General features: G+C 63.8%; 14 protein-coding genes. 10 read left to right on the top strand and 4 right to left on the bottom strand.

Annotated elements, in window-relative coordinates:
* Nucleotides 1-82: 82 nt before the first annotated feature.
* The gene (locus ACT6QG_RS09025) at nucleotides 83-1,909 is read left to right on the top strand and encodes a methylmalonyl-CoA mutase family protein (protein WP_444977239.1); all 1,827 of its coding nucleotides are present in this window, start codon (nucleotides 83-85) and stop codon (nucleotides 1,907-1,909) included.
* 92 nt (nucleotides 1,910-2,001) lie between these two features.
* Nucleotides 2,002-4,158, top strand: a complete 2,157-nt coding sequence (gene scpA / locus ACT6QG_RS09020; RefSeq protein ID WP_444977238.1) for a methylmalonyl-CoA mutase — start codon at nucleotides 2,002-2,004, stop codon at nucleotides 4,156-4,158.
* A gap of 237 nt (nucleotides 4,159-4,395) precedes the next feature.
* Here scpA and dxs read toward each other — a convergent pair whose 3' ends face one another.
* The 3 genes from dxs to ACT6QG_RS09005 form a co-directional block, all read right to left on the bottom strand.
* Nucleotides 4,396-6,321: a 1-deoxy-D-xylulose-5-phosphate synthase gene (dxs, locus tag ACT6QG_RS09015; protein ID WP_444977237.1), complete on the bottom strand. Its 1,926-nt coding sequence runs from the start codon at nucleotides 6,319-6,321 to the stop codon at nucleotides 4,396-4,398.
* Nucleotides 6,322-6,718: 397 nt separating this feature from the next.
* A complete protein-coding gene (locus tag ACT6QG_RS09010) occupies nucleotides 6,719-7,486 on the bottom strand; it encodes an SDR family oxidoreductase (RefSeq protein WP_444977236.1) in 768 nt (255 codons plus the stop codon).
* A 12-nt stretch (nucleotides 7,487-7,498) separates the two neighbouring features.
* On the bottom strand, nucleotides 7,499-8,188 hold the full coding sequence (locus ACT6QG_RS09005) for a GntR family transcriptional regulator (RefSeq protein WP_444977235.1): 690 nt from the start codon (nucleotides 8,186-8,188) through the stop codon (nucleotides 7,499-7,501).
* A gap of 132 nt (nucleotides 8,189-8,320) precedes the next feature.
* On the opposite strand from ACT6QG_RS09005, the gene ACT6QG_RS09000 reads away from it, so the two are divergent.
* The 7 genes from ACT6QG_RS09000 to ACT6QG_RS08970 all read left to right on the top strand — a co-directional run bounded on the left by ACT6QG_RS09000 (nucleotide 8,321) and on the right by ACT6QG_RS08970 (nucleotide 17,104).
* Complete coding sequence (locus ACT6QG_RS09000; protein ID WP_444977234.1) at nucleotides 8,321-9,559, top strand: ABC transporter substrate-binding protein; 1,239 nt, start codon at nucleotides 8,321-8,323, stop codon at nucleotides 9,557-9,559.
* Nucleotides 9,560-9,651: 92 nt separating this feature from the next.
* Nucleotides 9,652-10,530, top strand: a complete 879-nt coding sequence (locus ACT6QG_RS08995) for a branched-chain amino acid ABC transporter permease (protein WP_444977233.1) — start codon at nucleotides 9,652-9,654, stop codon at nucleotides 10,528-10,530.
* Nucleotides 10,531-10,544: 14 nt separating this feature from the next.
* The gene (locus ACT6QG_RS08990; RefSeq protein ID WP_444977232.1) at nucleotides 10,545-13,058 is read left to right on the top strand and encodes a branched-chain amino acid ABC transporter ATP-binding protein/permease; all 2,514 of its coding nucleotides are present in this window, start codon (nucleotides 10,545-10,547) and stop codon (nucleotides 13,056-13,058) included.
* Nucleotides 13,059-13,067: 9 nt separating this feature from the next.
* A complete protein-coding gene (locus tag ACT6QG_RS08985; RefSeq protein ID WP_444977231.1) occupies nucleotides 13,068-14,006 on the top strand; it encodes a 3-hydroxyacyl-CoA dehydrogenase in 939 nt (312 codons plus the stop codon).
* 72 nt (nucleotides 14,007-14,078) lie between these two features.
* Nucleotides 14,079-15,008: a 3,5-dioxohexanoate:acetyl-CoA acetone transferase gene (gene kce, locus ACT6QG_RS08980; RefSeq protein WP_444977230.1), complete on the top strand. Its 930-nt coding sequence runs from the start codon at nucleotides 14,079-14,081 to the stop codon at nucleotides 15,006-15,008.
* Between the two features lie 30 nt (nucleotides 15,009-15,038).
* Nucleotides 15,039-16,349, top strand: a complete 1,311-nt coding sequence (hisD, locus tag ACT6QG_RS08975) for a histidinol dehydrogenase (protein WP_444977229.1) — start codon at nucleotides 15,039-15,041, stop codon at nucleotides 16,347-16,349.
* Nucleotides 16,346-17,104: an SDR family NAD(P)-dependent oxidoreductase gene (locus ACT6QG_RS08970; RefSeq protein WP_444977228.1), complete on the top strand. Its 759-nt coding sequence runs from the start codon at nucleotides 16,346-16,348 to the stop codon at nucleotides 17,102-17,104. Before hisD ends, ACT6QG_RS08970 begins: the two co-directional genes overlap by 4 nt.
* Nucleotides 17,105-17,210: 106 nt before the next feature.
* On the opposite strand, the gene ACT6QG_RS08965 is transcribed toward ACT6QG_RS08970, so the two are convergent.
* Complete coding sequence (locus ACT6QG_RS08965) at nucleotides 17,211-18,098, bottom strand: glycosyltransferase family 2 protein (RefSeq protein WP_444977227.1); 888 nt, start codon at nucleotides 18,096-18,098, stop codon at nucleotides 17,211-17,213.
* 300 nt (nucleotides 18,099-18,398) lie between these two features.
* Here ACT6QG_RS08965 and ACT6QG_RS08960 point away from each other — a divergent pair, with 300 nt between their 5' ends.
* A complete protein-coding gene (locus ACT6QG_RS08960; RefSeq protein WP_444977226.1) occupies nucleotides 18,399-19,088 on the top strand; it encodes a cytochrome b/b6 domain-containing protein in 690 nt (229 codons plus the stop codon).
* Nucleotides 19,089-19,186 lie beyond the last annotated feature (98 nt).

The raw sequence follows: 19,186 nt of genomic DNA, 5'->3' as shown, positions 1-19,186 counted from the left end.
GCCAGCGCGCACCGCTCCACACACCCTTCAGCCCGGCGATAACGCCGGGCCTCCTCATCCGCCTCGTTCCGGAGACCCAGCCATGACCCTTCTTCCCTTTGCCACAGGTCTTGCCCCCGTCTCGCGGGAGGATTGGCTGAAGATGGTGGAAGGCGTGCTCAAGGGCGCGGCCTATGACAAGAAGCTGGTCACCCCCACCTATGAAGGGCTGGCTCTGGATGCCCTGCCCCCCCGCAAGGCGCATGCGCCCATTCTGGCGGGCCGCGAGGCTGGCGCCCCATGGATCATCAGCACCCGGGTGGACCAGCCGGAGGCCGCCGCCGCCAATGAACAGGCGCTGGAAGACCTGAACAGCGGCGCTTCCGGCCTTGCGCTGGTGTTTTCCTCCTCCGCCCAGGCCTATGGCTTTGGCCTGCCGGATGACAGCGACCTTGATACGGTTCTGAAGGATGTGCTTCTCGACCTGATCGAGACCCGCCTTGAGGCCGGCAATTTCAACACCCACCAGACAGCGCTGGCTTTTGCCGCGCTGGTGGAAAAGCGCGGGCATGAGCCCGCCGCCATGCAGGTTTCCTTCGGCCTGAACCCGTTTGGCGACCTTGCCGCCACCGGCCGCACGCCGAACGGGCTGGGCGAGCAGATCCGGCGGTTCACCGAAACCTCCGCAACCCTCGCCGCACAGGGCTTCCGCGGCCCCATTGCCCGTGCCGATGGCCATGTCTTCCACGCGGCCGGCGCATCGGATGCGCAGGAGCTTGCCGCCGTTCTCGCCACCGCCGTCGCCTATCTGCGTCTTTATGCCGAGGCGGGGGTGAAGCTTGAGGATGCCGCACCCCGTATCGAGGCCGCGCTGGCGGCGGATGTGAACCAGATTGCGACCATCGCCAAATTCCGCGCGCTGCGCCTGTTGTGGGGTGCGGTGCTGCGCGAGTGCGGCCTGCCGGAAACCCGGCTGAAGCTGCATGCCACCACCGCCTGGCGCATGCTGACCCGGCGGGACCCTTATGTGAACCTGCTGCGCAATACTGTCGCCGCCTTTGCCGCGGGTGTCGGCGGGGCAGACAGCCTCACCGTTCTGCCCTTCACCCAGGCTCTGGGCCTGCCGGAAACATTTGCCCGGCATCTGGCCCGCAATACCCAGCTGATCCTGCTGGAAGAATCCAATGTCCACCGCGTGGCGGACCCGGGCGCTGGCGCTGGCGCTGTCGAGGCGCACACCGATGGTCTGGCGGAAAAGGCATGGGACCTGTTCCGCACCATTGAACAGCGCGGCGGCATCGCCTCCGTTCTGGAAGACCGCTGGCTGCATGCCGGCATCGCCGCCGTGCGTGAAGCCCGCGAGAAGGATGTCGCCACCCGCAAGGCGCCCCTCACCGGTACGTCGGAGTTCCCCATTCTGGTGCAGGAAGCCCCGGAGGTTCTGGCCCCCGCCCCGGCCTCTGCCCCTCTGGCCGATGGCGCGCTTGCCCCCTACCGTATCGCCGAGCCCTATGAGGCGCTGCGGGACAAGGCGGAAGCCGCCGCAAGGCAGCCCGAGGTTTTCCTCGCCGTGCTCGGGCCGGTTGCCGCCTTCACGGCGCGCGCCACCTTCGCCAAGAACTTCTTCGAGGCGGGCGGCCTGAAGGCCGATGTGCCCAACGGCTTTGCCGATCTGGATGCGCTGGTTGCCGCCTTCAAGGCTTCCGGCACGTCCTTCGCCTGCCTTGCCTCCTCGGATGACGGCTATACGGCGGATGCCGCCATCGCCACGCAGAAGCTGAAGGCTGCTGGCGCGCGCGCCGTGTGGGTTGCCGGCAAGCCCGCCAATATGGAAGCCGAACTGACCGATGCCGGTGTGGATGGCTTCATCTTTGTCGGCTGCAATGTGCTGGAGCGCCTCACCGCCGCGCAGGCCGCCGCCGGATTGTGAGAACCGCGGCCCTGCCGCTGTTCTTTTCGCCAGATACGCCGTTTCATGGTCGCCGCCCGCCGCGCGCCACAGATTGAGAGAGGATCATCCTCATGAGCCGCTTGCCATCCTTCGCCGATATTGCATGGCGCGCCCCGGATCTGGCGCAGCCTTCAGCCAGCGCGGCCCCCTGGAACACCCCCGAGGGCATTCCGGTGAAAAGCGTGTTCGGACCGGAAGACATTGCCGGGCTGGATTATATCGACACCTATCCCGGCATCGCGCCCTTCCTGCGCGGGCCCTACCCCACCATGTATGCCACCCAGCCCTGGACCATCCGCCAATATGCGGGCTTCTCCACGGCCGAGGACTCCAACGCCTTCTATCGCCGCAACCTTGCGGCCGGCCAGAAGGGCCTTTCGGTGGCGTTCGATCTGGCCACCCACCGTGGCTATGATTCAGACCATCCGCGCGTGGCGGGCGATGTGGGCATGGCGGGCGTGGCGATCGACTCGATCTATGACACCCGCACCCTGTTCAACGGCATTCCGCTGGACCAGATGAGCGTTTCCATGACCATGAATGGCGCGGTTCTGCCCATTCTGGCGCTCTATGTGGTGGCGGCGGAAGAACAGGGCGTGCGGCACGACCAGCTCTCCGGCACCATTCAGAATGATATTCTGAAAGAGTTCATGGTGCGCAACACCTATATCTATCCGCCCGCGCCTTCCATGCGCATCATTTCGGATATCTTCTCCTATACGTCCAAGGAGATGCCGCGCTTCAACTCCATCTCCATTTCCGGCTATCACATGCAGGAAGCGGGGGCGACGCAGGATCTCGAACTCGCCTACACGCTGGCGGATGGTGTGGAATATGGCCGGGCCGGCATGGCGGCGGGCCTCGATATCGACAAGTTCGCCCCGCGCCTGTCCTTCTTCTGGGCCATTGGCATGAATTTCTACATGGAGGTCGCCAAGCTGCGCGCGGCCCGCCTGCTGTGGAACCGGCTGATGGGTGATCTGGGCGCCAAGAACCCCAAATCCCTGCCCTTGCGCACCCATTCGCAGACCTCCGGCTGGTCGCTCACCGCGCAGGACGTGTTCAACAATGTGATGCGCACGGCGATCGAGGCGATGGCCGCGACACAGGGCCAGACCCAGTCGCTCCACACCAATGCGCTGGACGAGGCGCTGGCCCTGCCCACCGACTTCTCTGCCCGCATCGCCCGCAACACGCAGATCCTGCTCCAGCAGGAAAGCGCCACCACAAGGCAGATCGATTTGTGGGGCGGCTCCTATTATGTCGAGAAGCTCACCTATGATCTGGCCGCCAAGGCATGGGGCCATATCCAGGAAGTGCAGGAGCTGGGCGGCATGGCCAAGGCCATCGAGGCCGGCATTCCCAAGCTGCGCATCGAGGAGGCCGCCGCCACCACGCAGGCCCGCATTGATGGCGGTGCCCAGACCGTGGTGGGTGTGAACAAGTTCAAGCCCAAGAAGGACAAGCTGATCGACGTGCTGAAGGTGGACAACACCGCGGTGCGCGCCGCCCAGCTCGACAAGCTCAACCGCCTGCGCGCCGAGCGCAACAGTGCCGATGTCGAGGCGGCGCTGACCGCCCTCACCAATGGCGCGGCCGGCAATGGCAATCTGCTGGAACTGTCCATCAATGCCGCGCGGGTGAAGGCCACTGTGGGCGAGATTTCTGATGCGCTGGAAAAGGTTTTCGGCCGCCACCGCGCCGAGATCCGTGCCATTTCCGGCGTCTACAAGCGGGAGGCCAGCGCCATGACCGACAAGGTGGGCAAGGTGCAGAAGCTGGTGGAAGAGTTTGAGGAAGCGGAAGGGCGTCGCCCGCGTATCCTCGTCGCCAAGGTGGGGCAGGACGGGCATGACCGTGGACAGAAGGTCATCGCCTCGGCCTTCGCCGATCTGGGCTTCGACGTGGATATCGGCCCGCTCTTCGCCACCCCCGAGGAAGCGGCCCGGCAGGCCGTGGAAAACGACGTGCATGTGGTGGGCATTTCCTCGCTCGCCGCGGGCCATCTCACCCTCGTTCCGGCGCTGAAGACCGCGCTGGAGGCGGAAGGCCGGGGCGATATCATGGTGGTGGTGGGCGGCGTTGTGCCCCCGCAGGATTATGATGCCCTCTATGCCGCCGGTGCACAGGCCATCTTCCCGCCCGGCACGGTGATTGCCGATGCGGCGCGCGATCTGGTCCTGGCCATTTCGGAGCGCCTCGGGCATCCGCTTGAAGCGGCCCAGTGAGGAAAGGGGCGCTTCGTTTCCCTGAAACAAGCGCCTCTCAGCCCTCCTGTTCGAGACATATGTGCATATGAAAAGAGCGCGTGAGAATTGCCTCACGCGCTCTTTTCATATGCACCCGGAACGCGGCCGTGCCGGAACCGGATCTCTCAACATATTCCCGGCAAGGCTTTCTGCCAGCCGGTTGACCCGCGCGAAAAACCGAAGGACGGGCAAGAGCTTGCCCGCCGCGCAACAGCCCTAGCCGACCCGCACCAGACCAGCGCTCTTCGCCCCCAGCACGCTCTGTGCCTTGGCGACAATCGCATCCGCATCCAGCCCGGCCTCTGCCAGCTGGCGGGCCTGCGTGTCCTGATCGATATAGATATCGGGCAGCACCATGGAGCGGACCTTGAGCTGGCCGGCATCCAGCGCACCCTCATCGGTGAGAAGCTGGAGCACATGGCTGCCGAAGCCGCCAATGGAGCCTTCCTCGATGGTGATCAGCGCGCGGTGGCCGGCGGCCAGCTGCAGCACCAGATCGCGATCCAGAGGCTTGGCGAAGCGGGCATCCGCCACACTCACCTTGAAGCCGGCCTCTTCCAGCCGTTCGGCTGCCTTCAGGCTGTCCGCCAGCCTGGTGCCGAGGGAGAGGATGGCAATATCGCCCTCACCCGTGCCATGCACCATGCGCCCCTTGCCGATGGGCAGCACGGTACCGCGCTCCGGCCGCTCGATGCCGATGCCCTCGCCACGCGGGAAACGAACGGCGATCGGGCCATCATCATGCGCCACCATGGTGGCGATCATGTGCGAGAGCTCGGCCTCATCAGCAGGAGCCATGATGGCCATGCCCGGCAGGCAGGCGAGGAAGGCAATGTCGAAAGCGCCCGCATGGGTCGCCCCATCCGCCCCCACAAGGCCGGCGCGGTCCAGCACGAAGCGCACAGGCAGGCCCTGAAGGGCCACATCATGCACCACCTGGTCATAGCCGCGCTGGAGGAAGGTGGAATAGATGGCGCAGAACGGCTTGAAGCCTTCGGCCGCAAGGCCGGCGGCGAAGGTCACCGCATGCTGCTCGGCAATGCCGACATCGAATGTCCGGCCGGGGAAAGCCTTGGCGAACTGGTCCAGCCCCGTGCCGGAGGGCATGGCGGCGGTGATGGCCACCACCTTGTCATCGCGCTTGGCCTCGGCGATCAGGCTGTCGGCAAACACGCGCGTATAAGCGGGCGCATTGGACTTTGCCTTCATCTGCGTGCCGGTGAGCACGTCAAATTTCACCACACCATGATACTTGTCGGCACTGGCTTCGGCAGGGGCATAGCCCTTGCCCTTCTGGGTCACCACATGCACCAGAATGGGGCCGCCCTTGGCGTCGCGCACATTCTTCAGCACCGGCAGCAGGTGATCGAGATTGTGGCCATCAATCGGCCCCACATAATAGAATCCCAGTTCCTCGAACAGCGTGCCACCGGAGAGGAAACCGCGGGCGAACTCCTCCGCCCGCGCCGCGCCGCGCTCCATGAACTTGGGCAGGCGACCGGCCAGCTGCTTGCCGATCTCGCGCAGGGAACGATAGGTCTGCCCGGAAATCAGCCGCGCCAGATAGGCCGACATCGCGCCCGTGGGCGGGGCGATCGACATGTCGTTGTCATTGAGGATGACGATGAGGCGGCTGTCCATCGCGCCGGCATTGTTCATCGCCTCATAGGCCATGCCGGCAGACATGGCGCCATCACCGATGACACACACCACATTGCGGTCCAGCGCCGCCAGATCCCGCGCCACGGCCATGCCGAGGCCGGCGGAAATGGATGTGGATGAATGGGCCGCGCCGAAGGGGTCATATTCGCTTTCCGCGCGGCGCGTGAAGCCCGAAAGCCCCCCACCCTGCCGCAGCGTGCGAATCCGGTCGCGCCGGCCGGTCAGAATCTTGTGCGGATAACACTGGTGCCCCACATCCCAGATGAGCCTGTCATGAGGGGTGTTGAACACATGGTGCAGGGCCACCGTCAGCTCCACCACACCAAGGCCCGCGCCCAGATGCCCGCCCGTTACCGAAACGGCATCAATGGTTTCCGCCCGCAATTCATCCGCGAGCTGGGGCAGCTGGTCTGATGACAGACGCCGCACATCGGCAGCATCCGAGATGGTATCAAGCAACGGTGTCTTCAGGGACGTCACGAACCCACTCCGCGCCGGTTCACTCCGGCAAGACCGAGGCTTACACAGGAGAGGCGCACGGTGCAACGCACAGTCCCCTCCGGCAAGGTCAGAATTTGTGATGAAACGGCAGGCCGCGAAACAGCCTGAACAGTGCGGGGCCCCATGAATGGCAGAGCATCCGGCTTCCATTTCACGCTGGACAAACAGGGCTCTCCCACATCTCAGATCAGGGGCGGGCCATGGCCCCACCCCTTCCCGGCACATGCAGACTATAACGATACAAACGCCGGACTGAAACCTCCGGGTGGTGTGAAGGCATCACATCCCCGCCACCGCAATCCCTTGCGCCGCAGTCCCGCCCCTGAAACACAGGCCATGGCGCATGGAAAAGGGGGGTGAATCAGCCCCTCCCGCCTCAGGCCAGCATGCGGGTATCTCCGCAGACGGAAACCGCCTGTCCGGAAATCGTCTTTCCCGTCGTTCCCGCCAGAAACAGCACCTGTGCGGCAATCTGTTCCGGCTCTACATATTCCTTGATGGAGGTGTAGGAGAAGGCTTCCCGTTCAACCTCCGCAAAGCTTTTGCCCAGCCTCTGGGACTTTGCCTCCAGCACCCGGCGCTGGCGCTCGCCCGCCACAAGACCGGGCAGGATGGCATTGACCCGGATGCCCGCCTCGCCCAGCTCGATCGCCAGGGATTTGGTCAGGCCGATGACCCCCCATTTGGCCGCGGCATAGGGCGTGCGCAGCGCAAAGCCCACGCGCCCGGCCACAGAAGACAGATTGATGATGGAGGGATTGGCGCTTTCCCGCAGCGCGGCCACGGCGCGCGAGACGGTAAGGAACTGGCTGGTGAGCACGATCCGCAGGCAGCGCTCCCAGTCTGCCAGGTCAATCTCCTCGACCCGCCCTGTGGGCCCGGCGATTCCCGCATTGTTGACGAGGCAATCCAGCCCGCCCAGCGCCGCGATGGAGGAATCGATGAAGCCGGTCAGCGCCGCCTCATCGGAGACATCCACATGTACGGCCAGAACCTCCTTCGGCAGGGTTGCGAGCGCCTGCCCGTCAATATCGCAGACGGCCACCCGCGCCCCTTCGGCCAGAAACCCCTCCACGATCGCGCGTCCGATGCCGCCGGCCCCGGCCGTGACAATGACGCGCGCGCCCTTCAGCCCAAGATCCATGGCTCTTTCTCCCTAGTTTTTTGTTTTGAGCGTATTTTCAAGAATGAACTCGAAGGCGCCGCGAATATCGCACTCCACGGCATCCGCCGCCGCCTGGGGGTCACCATTGCGCAGCCCGTCCATCATCGCCCGGTGGGCCGATACGGAAAGCGCATTGCGCTGCCGGCGCGAGGGCAGGCCCAGATCCAGATTGATCATCGGCCCGGCCTTCAGCCAGTTGATGGTGGTGAGATGCAGCAGGGTTGGCGAACCTGCCGCCTCATACAGGCGGAAATGGAACTGCTGGTTGAGCTGCACCGCATCCGGTGCCGAGGGGTCGGACATGGCCTCCTCGAAGCGGGCATTGATCTCCTCAAGCACCGCCAGCGTTTCGGGTGTCACGCGCTCCACCGCTTTTCGCACCGCCTCCCGCTCCAGCAGGATGCGGATTTCCGTCAGGTCCCGGAACTCCTCGGCGGACAGGAGCTTGACGGTGATGGCGCGGTTGCGCTCCACCACCAGCGCGCCCTGCGCCACCAGCCGGCTCACGGCATCGCGCACCGGCATGGCCGAAACGCCCAGCTTCTCCGCCAGCTCGCGAATGGATGTCCTGTCCTGCGGACGCATGCTCCCGCCCAGCAGCATCTCGCACAACGCGTCATGCACCTGCTCGGTGAGGGAACGGTCTCTGACCGGCAATTTGGAAATAGCGGTCTCATTCATCACCAACTCCGACTCAAGTGATTGACAGGCGTCTTTACGACGATAGTATGATCTGAGATCACAGTACAGATCTGGCACCCATAAAGGGGCCTAATAAATTGATAAAAAAACATAATCGGGAGGATGCTTAAGATGGCCGGTTCCATCACTCGACGGACATTCCTTGGCACCAGCGCCCTGGCGATGGGCGCCCTTGCCATGCCTGGCGTTTTGCGCGCCCAGTCTGGCCCCATCATCATTGGCCACCTCACGCCCCGCACCGGCTTTCTCGGGCCGATGGGCGAATATGCCGTGATGGCGGCGGATCTTGCTGTTGCAGAAATCAATGCGGCGGGGGGCATCCTTGGCCGCAAGATCGAGCTGGTAAAGGAAGATTCCATCAACCCGCAGACCGCGACCACCAAAGCAGAGCGGATGGTGGAACGCGACAAGGTGGTGGCTATGCTTGGCGAGATCTCATCCGCCTCGGCCCTCAGCCTTGGCCAGATCGCCCAGCGCACGAATCGTCTCTTCATCAATACAGGCGCCAACTCCGATACCTTGCGCGGGGCAGACTGCAAGCGCAACATGTTCCATACTGAAGCGCAAAACGTGATGTATGTGAATGCTGAGGGTGAATATCTTCTGGCCAATGATCTTGTGAAGGGCAAGACATGGTACATGTTGAGCGCGGATTATGCTTTCGGCCATGATCTGCGCAAGGCCGCCCTCGCTTTTCTTGAGCGCAATGGCGGCAGCCTGGCCGGCGATGAGCTCGTGCCCACCGATGCCGGCGACTTTTCCTCCTATCTTCTGAAGATCCGCGCCGCCAAGCCGGATGTGGTCATCCTGAACCTTGCGGGCACGCAGCAGGCAGGCTTCTTCAAGCAGTATGGCGAGTTCGGCCTCGACTTCCCGCTCGGCGGGTTCGACTTCAACACGTCCATGGCCTGGGCCGCCGGCGCGGAGAATTTCCGCGGCACATGGCCCTGCGTCTGGACCCATCAGGTGGATACGCCCGAATCCCAGCGCTTCGCCAAGACCTTCCTCGACAAATATGGTCGCCCGCCCGAGAACCAGGCATGGAGCGACTATGTGGCGGTGCGCATTCTGGCGCAGGCCATCAAGGAAACCGGCGGCACCAAGACGGAAGATCTGGTGGCCTATCTGGAATCCGGCGCAGAATTTGACATTCTCAAGCAGCGCAAGGGCACTTTCACGAAGAATACCCACCAGCTTCTTCAGGAAATCTACGCCGTAACCGCCCTGCCCCCGCAGGATGTGAAAAACAAGTGGGATATCTTCACCACATCCGGCCCCATCCCGGCCGGAGACAAGCCCCTCAGCATTCTGACCGAGGGTCAGGTGGGCGGAGCCTGCACGTTCGGCTGATGTAGCGGACGCCATCTTCTTACACAGACACAGAACAGCGCCACCCTCATGGTGGCGCTGGCTGGTCGCGCATGCCTGAAAGATGACCTCCCATGGCGGCAATGCTTTTCATATCACAACTTCTGAACGGGTTGCTTGACGGGTTCTACTACCTGCTCATTGCACTCGGCCTGTCCCTGATCTTCTCACTGGGCGGCATCGTCAATCTAGCGCATGGTGCATTCTTTGCCATCGGCGCTTATCTGGCCCTTGTACTGACCCCGCATCTCGGCTTCTTCGGCGCACTGATCGTGGCTCCACTGATCGTTGCCGCGCTGGCCGTGCTGGTGGAACGGTTTCTGTTCACCCGTTTCTACAGGGTGGACCCGCTCTACTCCCTGTTGCTGACCTTTGGTCTGGCGATGATCATAGAGCAGGCCCTGCGCTGGATCTTCGGTGCTTCTCCGCAGGCCTATTCCATGCCTGAGGCCCTGCGCGGGCAGGTCTTCATCGGGGATTTCATCTATTCGCGCTATCGCCTGTTCCTCATCGGTGTGGCGATTGCCGCTGTTGCAGCGCTGTGGCTGCTGCTGAACCGCACCGCATTTGGCCGCATTGTCCGCGCGGGCATCCAGAATCCGGACATTCTGGGCACGCTTGGCATTTCGCTGCGCCCCTATCTGTCGGCGGTTGCGGCCATTGCCATCGGGCTTGCGGGGCTTGCCGGCATGTTGCTGGCTCCCATTCACCCCGTGCATCCCATGATGGGCGCCGAGGTGATTGTCGCGGCCTTTGTGGTGGTGGTGATCGGTGGCCTGGGATCATTCTGGGGCGTGGTGATTGCCGCGCTTCTGGTCGGCCTCGTCAAGGGCCTGATGATCGCGATCGGCCTGTCGCAGTTCTCCATGCTCGCCATTTATCTGCTCATGTTCATCGTCCTGCTGGTGCGGCCGCGCGGACTGATGGGCGAGCGCATCACGCGCTTTGAATGAGGCGGAGATCCATCATGAAAAAGAACCTTCCGCTTGTCATGGCTGCACTCGGGCTGCTCCTGCTGCCATTCTTTCTGGACATTCTGGGCCTTGGGGCCAGCTCGGCCACAGAAGTCGTCATCTTCGCCCTCGCGGCGCTGGGGCTGAATATTCTGGCCGGCTATACGGGGCTTGTCTCCTTCGGGCATGGCGCGTGGTTCGGGCTTGGCGCATATGCCGCCGGGCTCACGGCGCTGGCCCTGCCCGGCCACCATTTCCTGCTCCCGCTCCTTGTCGCTCTTCTGGTGACAGTGGTGGCGGCGGCCATTTTCGGCTTCTTCATGCTGCGCCGTCGCGGCGTGTATTTCTCCCTGATGACGCTGGCCCTGAGCGCCATGTGCTTCCAGCTCGCCTATCGGTGGACGGAGGTCACGGGGGGTGAAAACGGCCTTGGCGGCATCGAGCGCCCGGTGTGGGCCGGCTTCGACCTGAACAACAACTGGAACTACTATATCCTCGTCTCGGTACTGGTGTTTGCACTCACCGCTCTGGTGTGGCGTTTCCTGCATTCCCCGGTCGGTACGGTTCTGGTTTCCATTCGCGAGAATGAGGGCCGCGCCGTGGCGCTGGGCTACCGGGTGGGGCGCTACAAGCTGGCGGCCTTCATGGTCTCGGCCACGGTCACCTCATTTGCCGGCGTGCTGCTGCTCTACAAGAACCGCCTGACCTCGGCCGAGCCGATGTCCGTGCTGTTCTCGGGCGAGCTTCTGGCCATGGTGGTGATTGGCGGCATGCGCGGCTTCATGGGGCCGGCCCTTGGCGCGCTGTTCTACATCATCTTCCGCGAATATCTCTCGATGTATACCGAGAACTGGCTGATCTGGTTCGGCATCATCTTTGTCACCTTCGTGCTGTTCGCCCGGGATGGCCTCATCGGCATCGGCGCGCAGGTCCGGAACCACTTCTTCCCCGGCCCCTCCATGGCCGCCGCCATGGCTGGACGCTCCACCCGGAAGCAGCCGCTTCCCGCCTCCCTGAAGGCGCGTGAGGATGGCATCGGCAATGTGCTGGTGGCGGATGGGATCAGCAAGAAGTTCGGTGGCTTCCTGGCGGTGGACGGCGTCTCCCTGGGGGTGCGCGACCGGACCCTGCATGCGCTGATCGGACCGAATGGCGCGGGCAAGACCACCGCCTTCAACCTGCTCACCGGCGTGCTGCCCCCCACATCCGGCACGGTGACGCTGTGCGGCAACGATGTCTCGGGCAAGAGCGCGGATATCATTGCCAATCAGGGGCTTGGACGCTCCTTCCAGATCACCAACCTGTTCCCGACCCTGACCGTGGGCGAGAATATCCGCCTTGCGGTGCAGGCACGCCACGCATCGCGCACCAATCCGCTGCGCGATGCGGACCATGTGCCGGAAGTGGCGGCCCAGGCCCGCGAGATCATCTCATGGGTCGGCCTTGCCGGCATGGAACAGGCGCAAGCCGATTCCCTCTCCTATGGCGGCCAGCGCCTGCTGGATCTGGGGCTGGCTCTGGCCACCTCACCCCGCATCCTGCTGGCGGACGAGCCGCTTGCCGGCCTCTCCGTTGCCGAGCGCGAGCGGGTGGGCAACCTCATCAAGGAAGTTTCCGGCAATATTCCCGTGCTGCTGGTGGAGCATGATATCGACCGCGTGTTCGACCTTGCCGACCATGTCACCGTGATGAACGAGGGCAAGGTGCTGCTGGATGGCACTGTCGACCAGGCCCGCTCCTCCGAGCAGGTGCGCGAGATCTATATCGGCTCCGGCACCAGCGCGGTGGCAGCCTCCGCCCGGCAGGGCAGCGGCTCCATGGAAGCGGTTGTCACGATGGACAAGGTGAATGTCCATTATGGCAAGAGTCATATTCTGCACGATGTCGCGCTCGACATCCGCAAGAACGAGATTCTCGCCCTTCTCGGCCGCAATGGGGCGGGCAAGTCCACCCTGCTGAAGGCGCTCACCGGCATTGTGACGCCCTCCTCCGGCTCCATCCGTCTGGGGAACAAGGAACTGGCGGGTCTGCCCAGCGCCGCCATCTCGCGCTCCGGCATCAGCTATGTGCCGCAGGGCCGTGGCCTGTTCGCCGGCATGACGGTGCGGGAGAATCTGGAACTGGGCCGTTTGCGCCGCATCACCGGTGAGGGCGACCATTGGACGCTGGACCAGATTTTCCAGTATTTTCCGCGCCTCAAGGAGCGGCTGGATACCGATGCCGACCGCCTCTCGGGCGGTGAGCAGCAAATGGTTGCAGTGGCTCGCGCCCTTTCCGGCGACACACGGGTGCTGCTGCTGGATGAGCCCTTCGAGGGGCTGGCCCCCGCGGTTGTGGAACAGTTGTTCCGTACTTTTGACGATCTGCGCGATATGATCTCGATTGTGATCGTAGATCACAATCTCGATCTTGCCCTGGCCCTCTCGGACCGCACCATCGTGCTCGAAATGGGCCGTGTGCTCCACGAAGTGCCATCGCGTGATCTCGCCACCGATATCGAGCTGCGTCGCCAGCTCCTGTGGATGTGAGGACTGAACATGACCAGAATTGCAATTGTTGGCGCCGGCCTCATCGGCCGCTCCTGGGCCTATGTGTTTGCCCGCGCCGGCATGGATGTGAAGGTGTGGGACCCGGAAGCCGCCGTGCTGGAACGCCTGGGCGACGATGTGCGCGCCATGCACGCCAAGGCCACCGCCCATGGGCGTTCGGGCGATGATCCCGATGGCCTGCCCGGCCGCGTCCATGCCTGCCCGGATCTTGGGGAAGCGGTGAAGGATGTCGATCTGGTTCAGGAAAACGGACCGGAAGTGCTCGACGTCAAGCAGCGTCTTTTCGCGGATCTGGACCGGCTGGCCGCACCCGAGACCATTCTGGCCTCCTCCAGCTCGGCCCTGATGGCCTCCACCTTCACGGCGGATCTGGAAGGACGGGCGCGCTGCCTCATCGGGCATCCGGTCAACCCGCCTCATCTGGTGCCGGTGGTGGAGATTTGCCCCACCCCCTATACCGCCGCGGACGTGACGGAAAAGGCATCCGCCATCTACAGGCAGTCCGGGCAGGTTCCGGTTCTGCTGAACCGGGAAATCGACGGTTTCGTGCTGAACCGCCTTCAGGCCGTGGTGCTGGCTGAATCCCTGCGCCTCATCAATGAAGGCATCTGCAGCCCGGAAGGGCTGGATGACACCATCAAGCACGGCCTCGGCCGGCGCTGGGCCTTCATGGGGCCGATGGAAACCATCCATCTCAACGCACAGGGCGGCATTCAGGATTATCTGGAGCGCCTTGGCCCCACCATGGCCCGGCTGGCGAATGATGCCGCACGCGGAGAAGCCTTCACCCCTGAAGCCGCCAGAAAGGTGAGCGTCGGGTTCAAGGATGACACGCGCGCGGACATTCGCGCCCGGCAGGAATGGCGCGATGGCGAACTGGCGGCCCTCGACCGCCACCTGCTCAACCGCGCATCTGAAAAAGCTTGAAATCACAAGAATCTGAAGAATGGGGGACGCGGTCTTGCACCGCGTCCACTTCAGGCACGGGGAAGAAACAACATGGCAGCGAAGAAGAAAGTCATCATCACCTGCGCTGTGACAGGCGCGATTCATACCCCCTCCATGTCATCGGCCCTGCCGGTGAGCGCGGCGGAAATCGCACAGGCCTCGATCGAAGCTGCGGAAGCGGGTGCGGCAGTCATCCATCTGCATGCGCGCAACCCGGAAGATGGCAGCCCGGACCAGAGCCCGGACGCATTCGCGCCCTTTCTCGGCGTCATCAAGCAGGCCACCAATGCGGTGCTGAACATCACCACCGGCGGCGCGCCCACCATGCCCATCTCCGAGCGTGTCCAGCCGGCTCTTGCCTACAAGCCGGAGCTCGCCTCGCTCAATATGGGCACGATGAATTTCGGCCTGTTCCCCATGCTCAACCGCTTCAAGGACCTGAAGCATGAGTGGGAGCGCGTGTATCTGTCCAACAAGGACATCATCTTCCGCAACACGTTCGGCGATATCGAGCATGTGATGCAGAGCGTGGGCGCCAATGGCACCCGCTTCGAGTTTGAATGCTACGACACCGCCCATCTCTACAATCTCAAGCACTTCTATGATGCCGGCCTGGTGCGCGGCCCGCTCTTCATCCAGACCGTGTTCGGCCTGATGGGCGGCATTGGCGCACACCCCGAGGACGTGCTGCACATGAAGCGCACGGCAGACCGGCTGTTCGGGGACAATTATCACTGGTCCGTGCTGGGCGCGGGGCGCCACCAGATGACCATTGCCGCCATCGCCGCCGCCATGGGCGGTAATGTGCGCGTGGGGCTGGAGGACTCGCTCTGGGCCGGCCCCGGCATCGCCGCGCACAGCAATGCCCAGCAGGTGCACATGGCCCGCCAGATCATCGAAGGGCTCGGGCTGGAAATCGCCACCCCCGACGAGGCCCGCGAAATGCTCGCCCTCAAGGGCGGCGATGCGGTCGGCTTCTGATCCCTTCTCCCGTTTGTTGAGGAAACACCCATGGCCATCACCTATCTCAAGCGCGGCAAATCGGAAGCCGAGCGCTCAAACGATGATGCCGATGTCCGCCGCACGGTGGAAGCCGCGCTGGCCGATATCGAGGCGCGCGGCGATGATGCCGTGCGCGAGATGAGCGCGCGCTTCGATAAATATGAACCCGCCAGCTTCCGCCTGAGCGAACAGGAGATCGAGGCCCTCATCGCCCGCGTCGCCCCGCGCGATCTGGAGGACATCCGCTTCGCCCAGACACAGGTGCGCAATTTCGCCCAGGCCCAGCGCGCCTCCATGCTGGATGTGGAAGTGGAGACCCTGCCCGGCGTCATTCTCGGCCACAAGCATATTCCGGTGCAGTCCGTGGGGTGCTATGTGCCCGGCGGCAAGTTCCCCATGGTCGCCTCGGCCCACATGTCCGTGCTCACCGCCGCGGTTGCCGGCGTGCCGCGCATCATTGCCGCCACCCCGCCCTTCAAGGGCGAGCCGAACCCGGCCGTGATCGCCGCCCTGCACATGGCCGGCGCGCACGAAATCTATGTGATGGGCGGCATCCAGGCCATTGGCGCCATGGCCATCGGCACGCAGACCATCAAGCCGGTGGACATGCTGGTCGGTCCCGGCAACGCCTTTGTGGCGGAAGCCAAGCGCCAGCTTTTCGGGCGGGTGGGTATCGACCTTTTCGCCGGCCCGACCGAAACCCTCATCATCGCCGATGAGACCGTGGATGCGGAACTGTGCGCCACCGACCTGCTCGGCCAGGCCGAGCATGGCTTCAACTCCCCCGCCGTGCTCATCACCAATTCGCGCAGGCTGGCCGAGGAGACCATAAGCGAGGTGGAGCGCCTGCTCACCATCCTGCCCACCGCCGCCACCGCATCCGCAAGCTGGCGGGACTATGGCGAGGTGATCCTGTGTGACACCTATGAGGAGATGCTGGAAGCGGCTGAGGAGGTGGCCTCCGAGCATGTGCAGGTGATGACGGACCGCGATGACTGGTTCCTGGAAAAAATGACCAGCTATGGCGCCCTCTTCCTCGGGCCCCGCACCAATGTGGCCAATGGCGACAAGGTGATCGGCACCAACCACACTTTGCCGACCCGCAAGGCCGGGCGTTATACGGGCGGGCTGTGGGTGGGCAAGTTCATCAAGACCCACTCCTACCAGCGCGTTCTGACGGATGAGGCCGCCGCCAGCATCGGGCGCTATTGCTCGCGCCTGTGCCTGCTTGAAGGCTTTGTGGGCCATGCCGAACAGGCCAATGTGCGCGTGCGGCGCTATGGCGGTGACAACATTGCCTATGGTGAGGCCGCGCAATGACCCCGATGCCGAATTTCTCACTGGAGGGCAAGACCGCCCTCATCACCGGCGCGGGGCGCGGCATTGGCCGGGCCATTGCGGATGTCTATGCGCAGGCGGGCGCCAAGGTCTATCTGTGCGCCCGCACCGCCTCTGAGGTGGAGGCGGCGGCAGCCGAGATCACCGCGGCCGGCTACAAGGCCGAGGCGCGCGCCTGCGATGTGACGGATGTGGCGGCCTTCCGCGCGCTGGTGGAGGCCCTGCCCCGGCTGGATATTTTCGTCAACAATGCCGGCGTCAACCGCCCCAAGCTCCAGCTTGAGGTGACGGAGGAGGATTTCGACGTCGTTGTCGGGCTCAATCTGCGCGCCGCCTTCTTCGCCCTGCAAAGCGTCACCCGCAAGATGAAGGCGGATGGCGGCGGCGGCTCGGTCATCAACATGTCCTCGCAGATGGGGCATATTGGCTGCGAGAAGCGCGCGCTCTATTGCGCCACCAAATGGGGCCTTGAGGGGCTGACGAAATCTGTCGCGGTGGAGCTTGCCCCGCACAGGATCCGCGTCAACACCATCTGCCCCACCTTCATCGAGACAGCGCTGACCAGGCCCTATTTCGAAGACCCCGCCTTCCTCGAATTCTGCATGAGCAAGATCAAGCTCGGGCGTTTGGGGCAGGTGGACGACATTACCGGTGCAGCCCTTTATCTGGCCTCCGATGCCTCATCACTGATGACAGGCAGCGCCGTGATGCTGGATGGCGGCTGGACAGCGGAATAGCCCCTCAGGCGGCGCATCGACCGTGCCGTCTGAACATCACCTTGCCTCTTCCGACCCACTTCCACACCCACTTGCCGGGGCGTCTGTCCCCCTCGCCCCGGCCTTTTCATTTCCGATGTGGCGCGGCCACCGGGTCGAACAGCCCGCGCAATTTGCCGGCGCGCACCATGAAGCGGTGCAGGTTCAGCATGCACAGGGCCAGCACACAGCCCCCCGCCAGCTTGCAGGCCCGCAGAAAGCGTGAACCCGAGCGCCCGTATTTCGCGCGCACATAGTTTTCGGACTGCTGCTTGAAACGGTTGATGCGGAAGGTCTGCCCCATGCCGGGTGTGCTGGAGCCCCCCTGCGCATGCATCACCCGCGCGCCCGGCACAACCGTGATGGCCACCTTGCGTGCCAGCGCCCGCAGGCTGAGATCGTCATCCTCGTGATAGAGGAAGATCTGTTCATCAAAGCCGCCCAGATCCTCGAAAGTCTCGCGCGACACCAGGAAAGCCCCGCCATGGACGAAGCGGGTGCAGTAATCGCCGGCAATCTCCGCCTCCTTCAGGCGGGCGCTGCGCGGCACCTTCTCGAAAATGGTGCCCTCCTTGCGCATCAGCCGCCCGCTCTCATCCGCCATGGCCGGCATGAGGATAAGCGGCTCGCCATATGTGGCACAGGCGGCCAGCAGGCGCGGCAGGGCTTCCTCCTCCAGCGTCGCATCCGGGTTCAGGAACATCACGAAACGGGTCTGTGCCGCACGCGCGCCGGCATTGCAGGCCGTGCCGAAACCGGCATTGCGTCCCATGTCCAGCACTGTCGCGGGACGGGTCAGCTCCTTTTGCCATGCGGTGCCGCGTGGGCTGGCATTGTCCACGATCACCACGGCGCATGCGGCCGGCACGCTGGCCACCGCCCGCAGGATGACCGCCGCACTGTTATAGGTGACGAACACCACCGTGACATCCGCAAGCGTGGGGGAGGAGCTGGAAGCGGCAGGAACGGCTGTCACGGGAACCTCGGCTCAGGGCGGCCCATCCCGCAAGGGCGGGAGATGAAGCATGCACATGGCGAACACATGGGCGATGGCTCCGCCATTACAGCATTTTGGCCTGCCACGGCCATATGCGGGGCATAAAAAACAGTTGTGCGACTTTCGCACCAATGATCTTTGTTTCACCTCACATTAGAGTCATTTCAGGCATGCTATGGTTTGCGCCATGAGAAGAACATGCCGCTCGCCCATATGCGGTGCGAAAAGCATGGGGGAGATGCTCCGGCTGGCATGGCCCAGGATCAGAATGGAGTTCCGATGAACCAGAAGGCTCAAAGCGGCAAGGCCGACAGTGCTGTCAAATGGGTGAAGGTGTGGGACGGGCCTGTGCGCCTGTTTCACTGGACCCTCGTGCTGCTGATGATCGGGTCCTATGTCTCCGCCAAGCAGGGCAAGCTCGATGTCCATTTCTATCTCGGCTATGCCATTCTCACCCTTGTGCTGTTCCGCATCCTGTGGGGCCTTGCCGGCAGCCAGACCGCGCGCTTCTCGCAATTCGTGAAGGGGCCGGGCGCGGCGCTCTCCCATCTTGGCCATGTGCTCCGCCGCGAGCGTGAGGACGAGGTGGGCCACAATGCGGCCGGGGCCTATATGGTGCTGGCCCTGCTGGCGCTGGTTCTGTTCCAGACCATTACGGGCCTGTTCTCCAATGATGGCATGTTCGAGGAAGCCCCCCTGGCCCATCTGGTCGGCGGCGCCTGGAGCGATACCTTCACCCTCTGGCATGGCTACAGCTTTGACATCATCGTCATAGCCGTGGCGCTGCATGTGGCCGCGGTGCTGCTCTATGCGGTGCTGCTGCGGCAGGATCTGGTGCGCCCGATGGTGACAGGCTGGGCCCGCCTGCCCGCCGCCTTCACCGCCCCGCGCATGGCGCCGGTGTGGCTGGCTGTGCTGTTTCTTCTGATTGCGGCCGCCATTGTCTGGGCCGTGGTAACCTACGCCTGAACCAGAAGAGCATGCACCCCTCGAACAAAGCGGCCCCGCCCCGGAGGCCGCTTTGTTCATGCCTTCCCTCAGCCTCCCTGAAAGGCGGGTGCGGCTTC

This window comes from Haloleucobacter ellipsoideus, from assembly GCF_052491725.1.
The sequence above is the reverse complement of the archived record's forward strand: the minus strand, read 5'-3'. Positions and strand labels throughout refer to the sequence as shown.

Coding starts and splice junctions, on each gene's coding strand:
- ACT6QG_RS09025 (WP_444977239.1), top strand. CDS start 83: ATGACCCTTCTTCCCTTTGCCACAGGTCTTGCCCCCGTCTCGCGGGAG.
- scpA (WP_444977238.1), top strand. CDS start 2,002: ATGAGCCGCTTGCCATCCTTCGCCGATATTGCATGGCGCGCCCCGGAT.
- ACT6QG_RS09010 (WP_444977236.1), bottom strand. CDS start 7,486: ATGGATCTTGGGCTGAAGGGCGCGCGCGTCATTGTCACGGCCGGGGCC.
- ACT6QG_RS09005 (WP_444977235.1), bottom strand. CDS start 8,188: ATGAATGAGACCGCTATTTCCAAATTGCCGGTCAGAGACCGTTCCCTC.
- ACT6QG_RS09000 (WP_444977234.1), top strand. CDS start 8,321: ATGGCCGGTTCCATCACTCGACGGACATTCCTTGGCACCAGCGCCCTG.
- ACT6QG_RS08995 (WP_444977233.1), top strand. CDS start 9,652: ATGGCGGCAATGCTTTTCATATCACAACTTCTGAACGGGTTGCTTGAC.
- ACT6QG_RS08990 (WP_444977232.1), top strand. CDS start 10,545: ATGAAAAAGAACCTTCCGCTTGTCATGGCTGCACTCGGGCTGCTCCTG.
- ACT6QG_RS08985 (WP_444977231.1), top strand. CDS start 13,068: ATGACCAGAATTGCAATTGTTGGCGCCGGCCTCATCGGCCGCTCCTGG.
- kce (WP_444977230.1), top strand. CDS start 14,079: ATGGCAGCGAAGAAGAAAGTCATCATCACCTGCGCTGTGACAGGCGCG.
- hisD (WP_444977229.1), top strand. CDS start 15,039: ATGGCCATCACCTATCTCAAGCGCGGCAAATCGGAAGCCGAGCGCTCA.
- ACT6QG_RS08970 (WP_444977228.1), top strand. CDS start 16,346: ATGACCCCGATGCCGAATTTCTCACTGGAGGGCAAGACCGCCCTCATC.
- ACT6QG_RS08960 (WP_444977226.1), top strand. CDS start 18,399: ATGAACCAGAAGGCTCAAAGCGGCAAGGCCGACAGTGCTGTCAAATGG.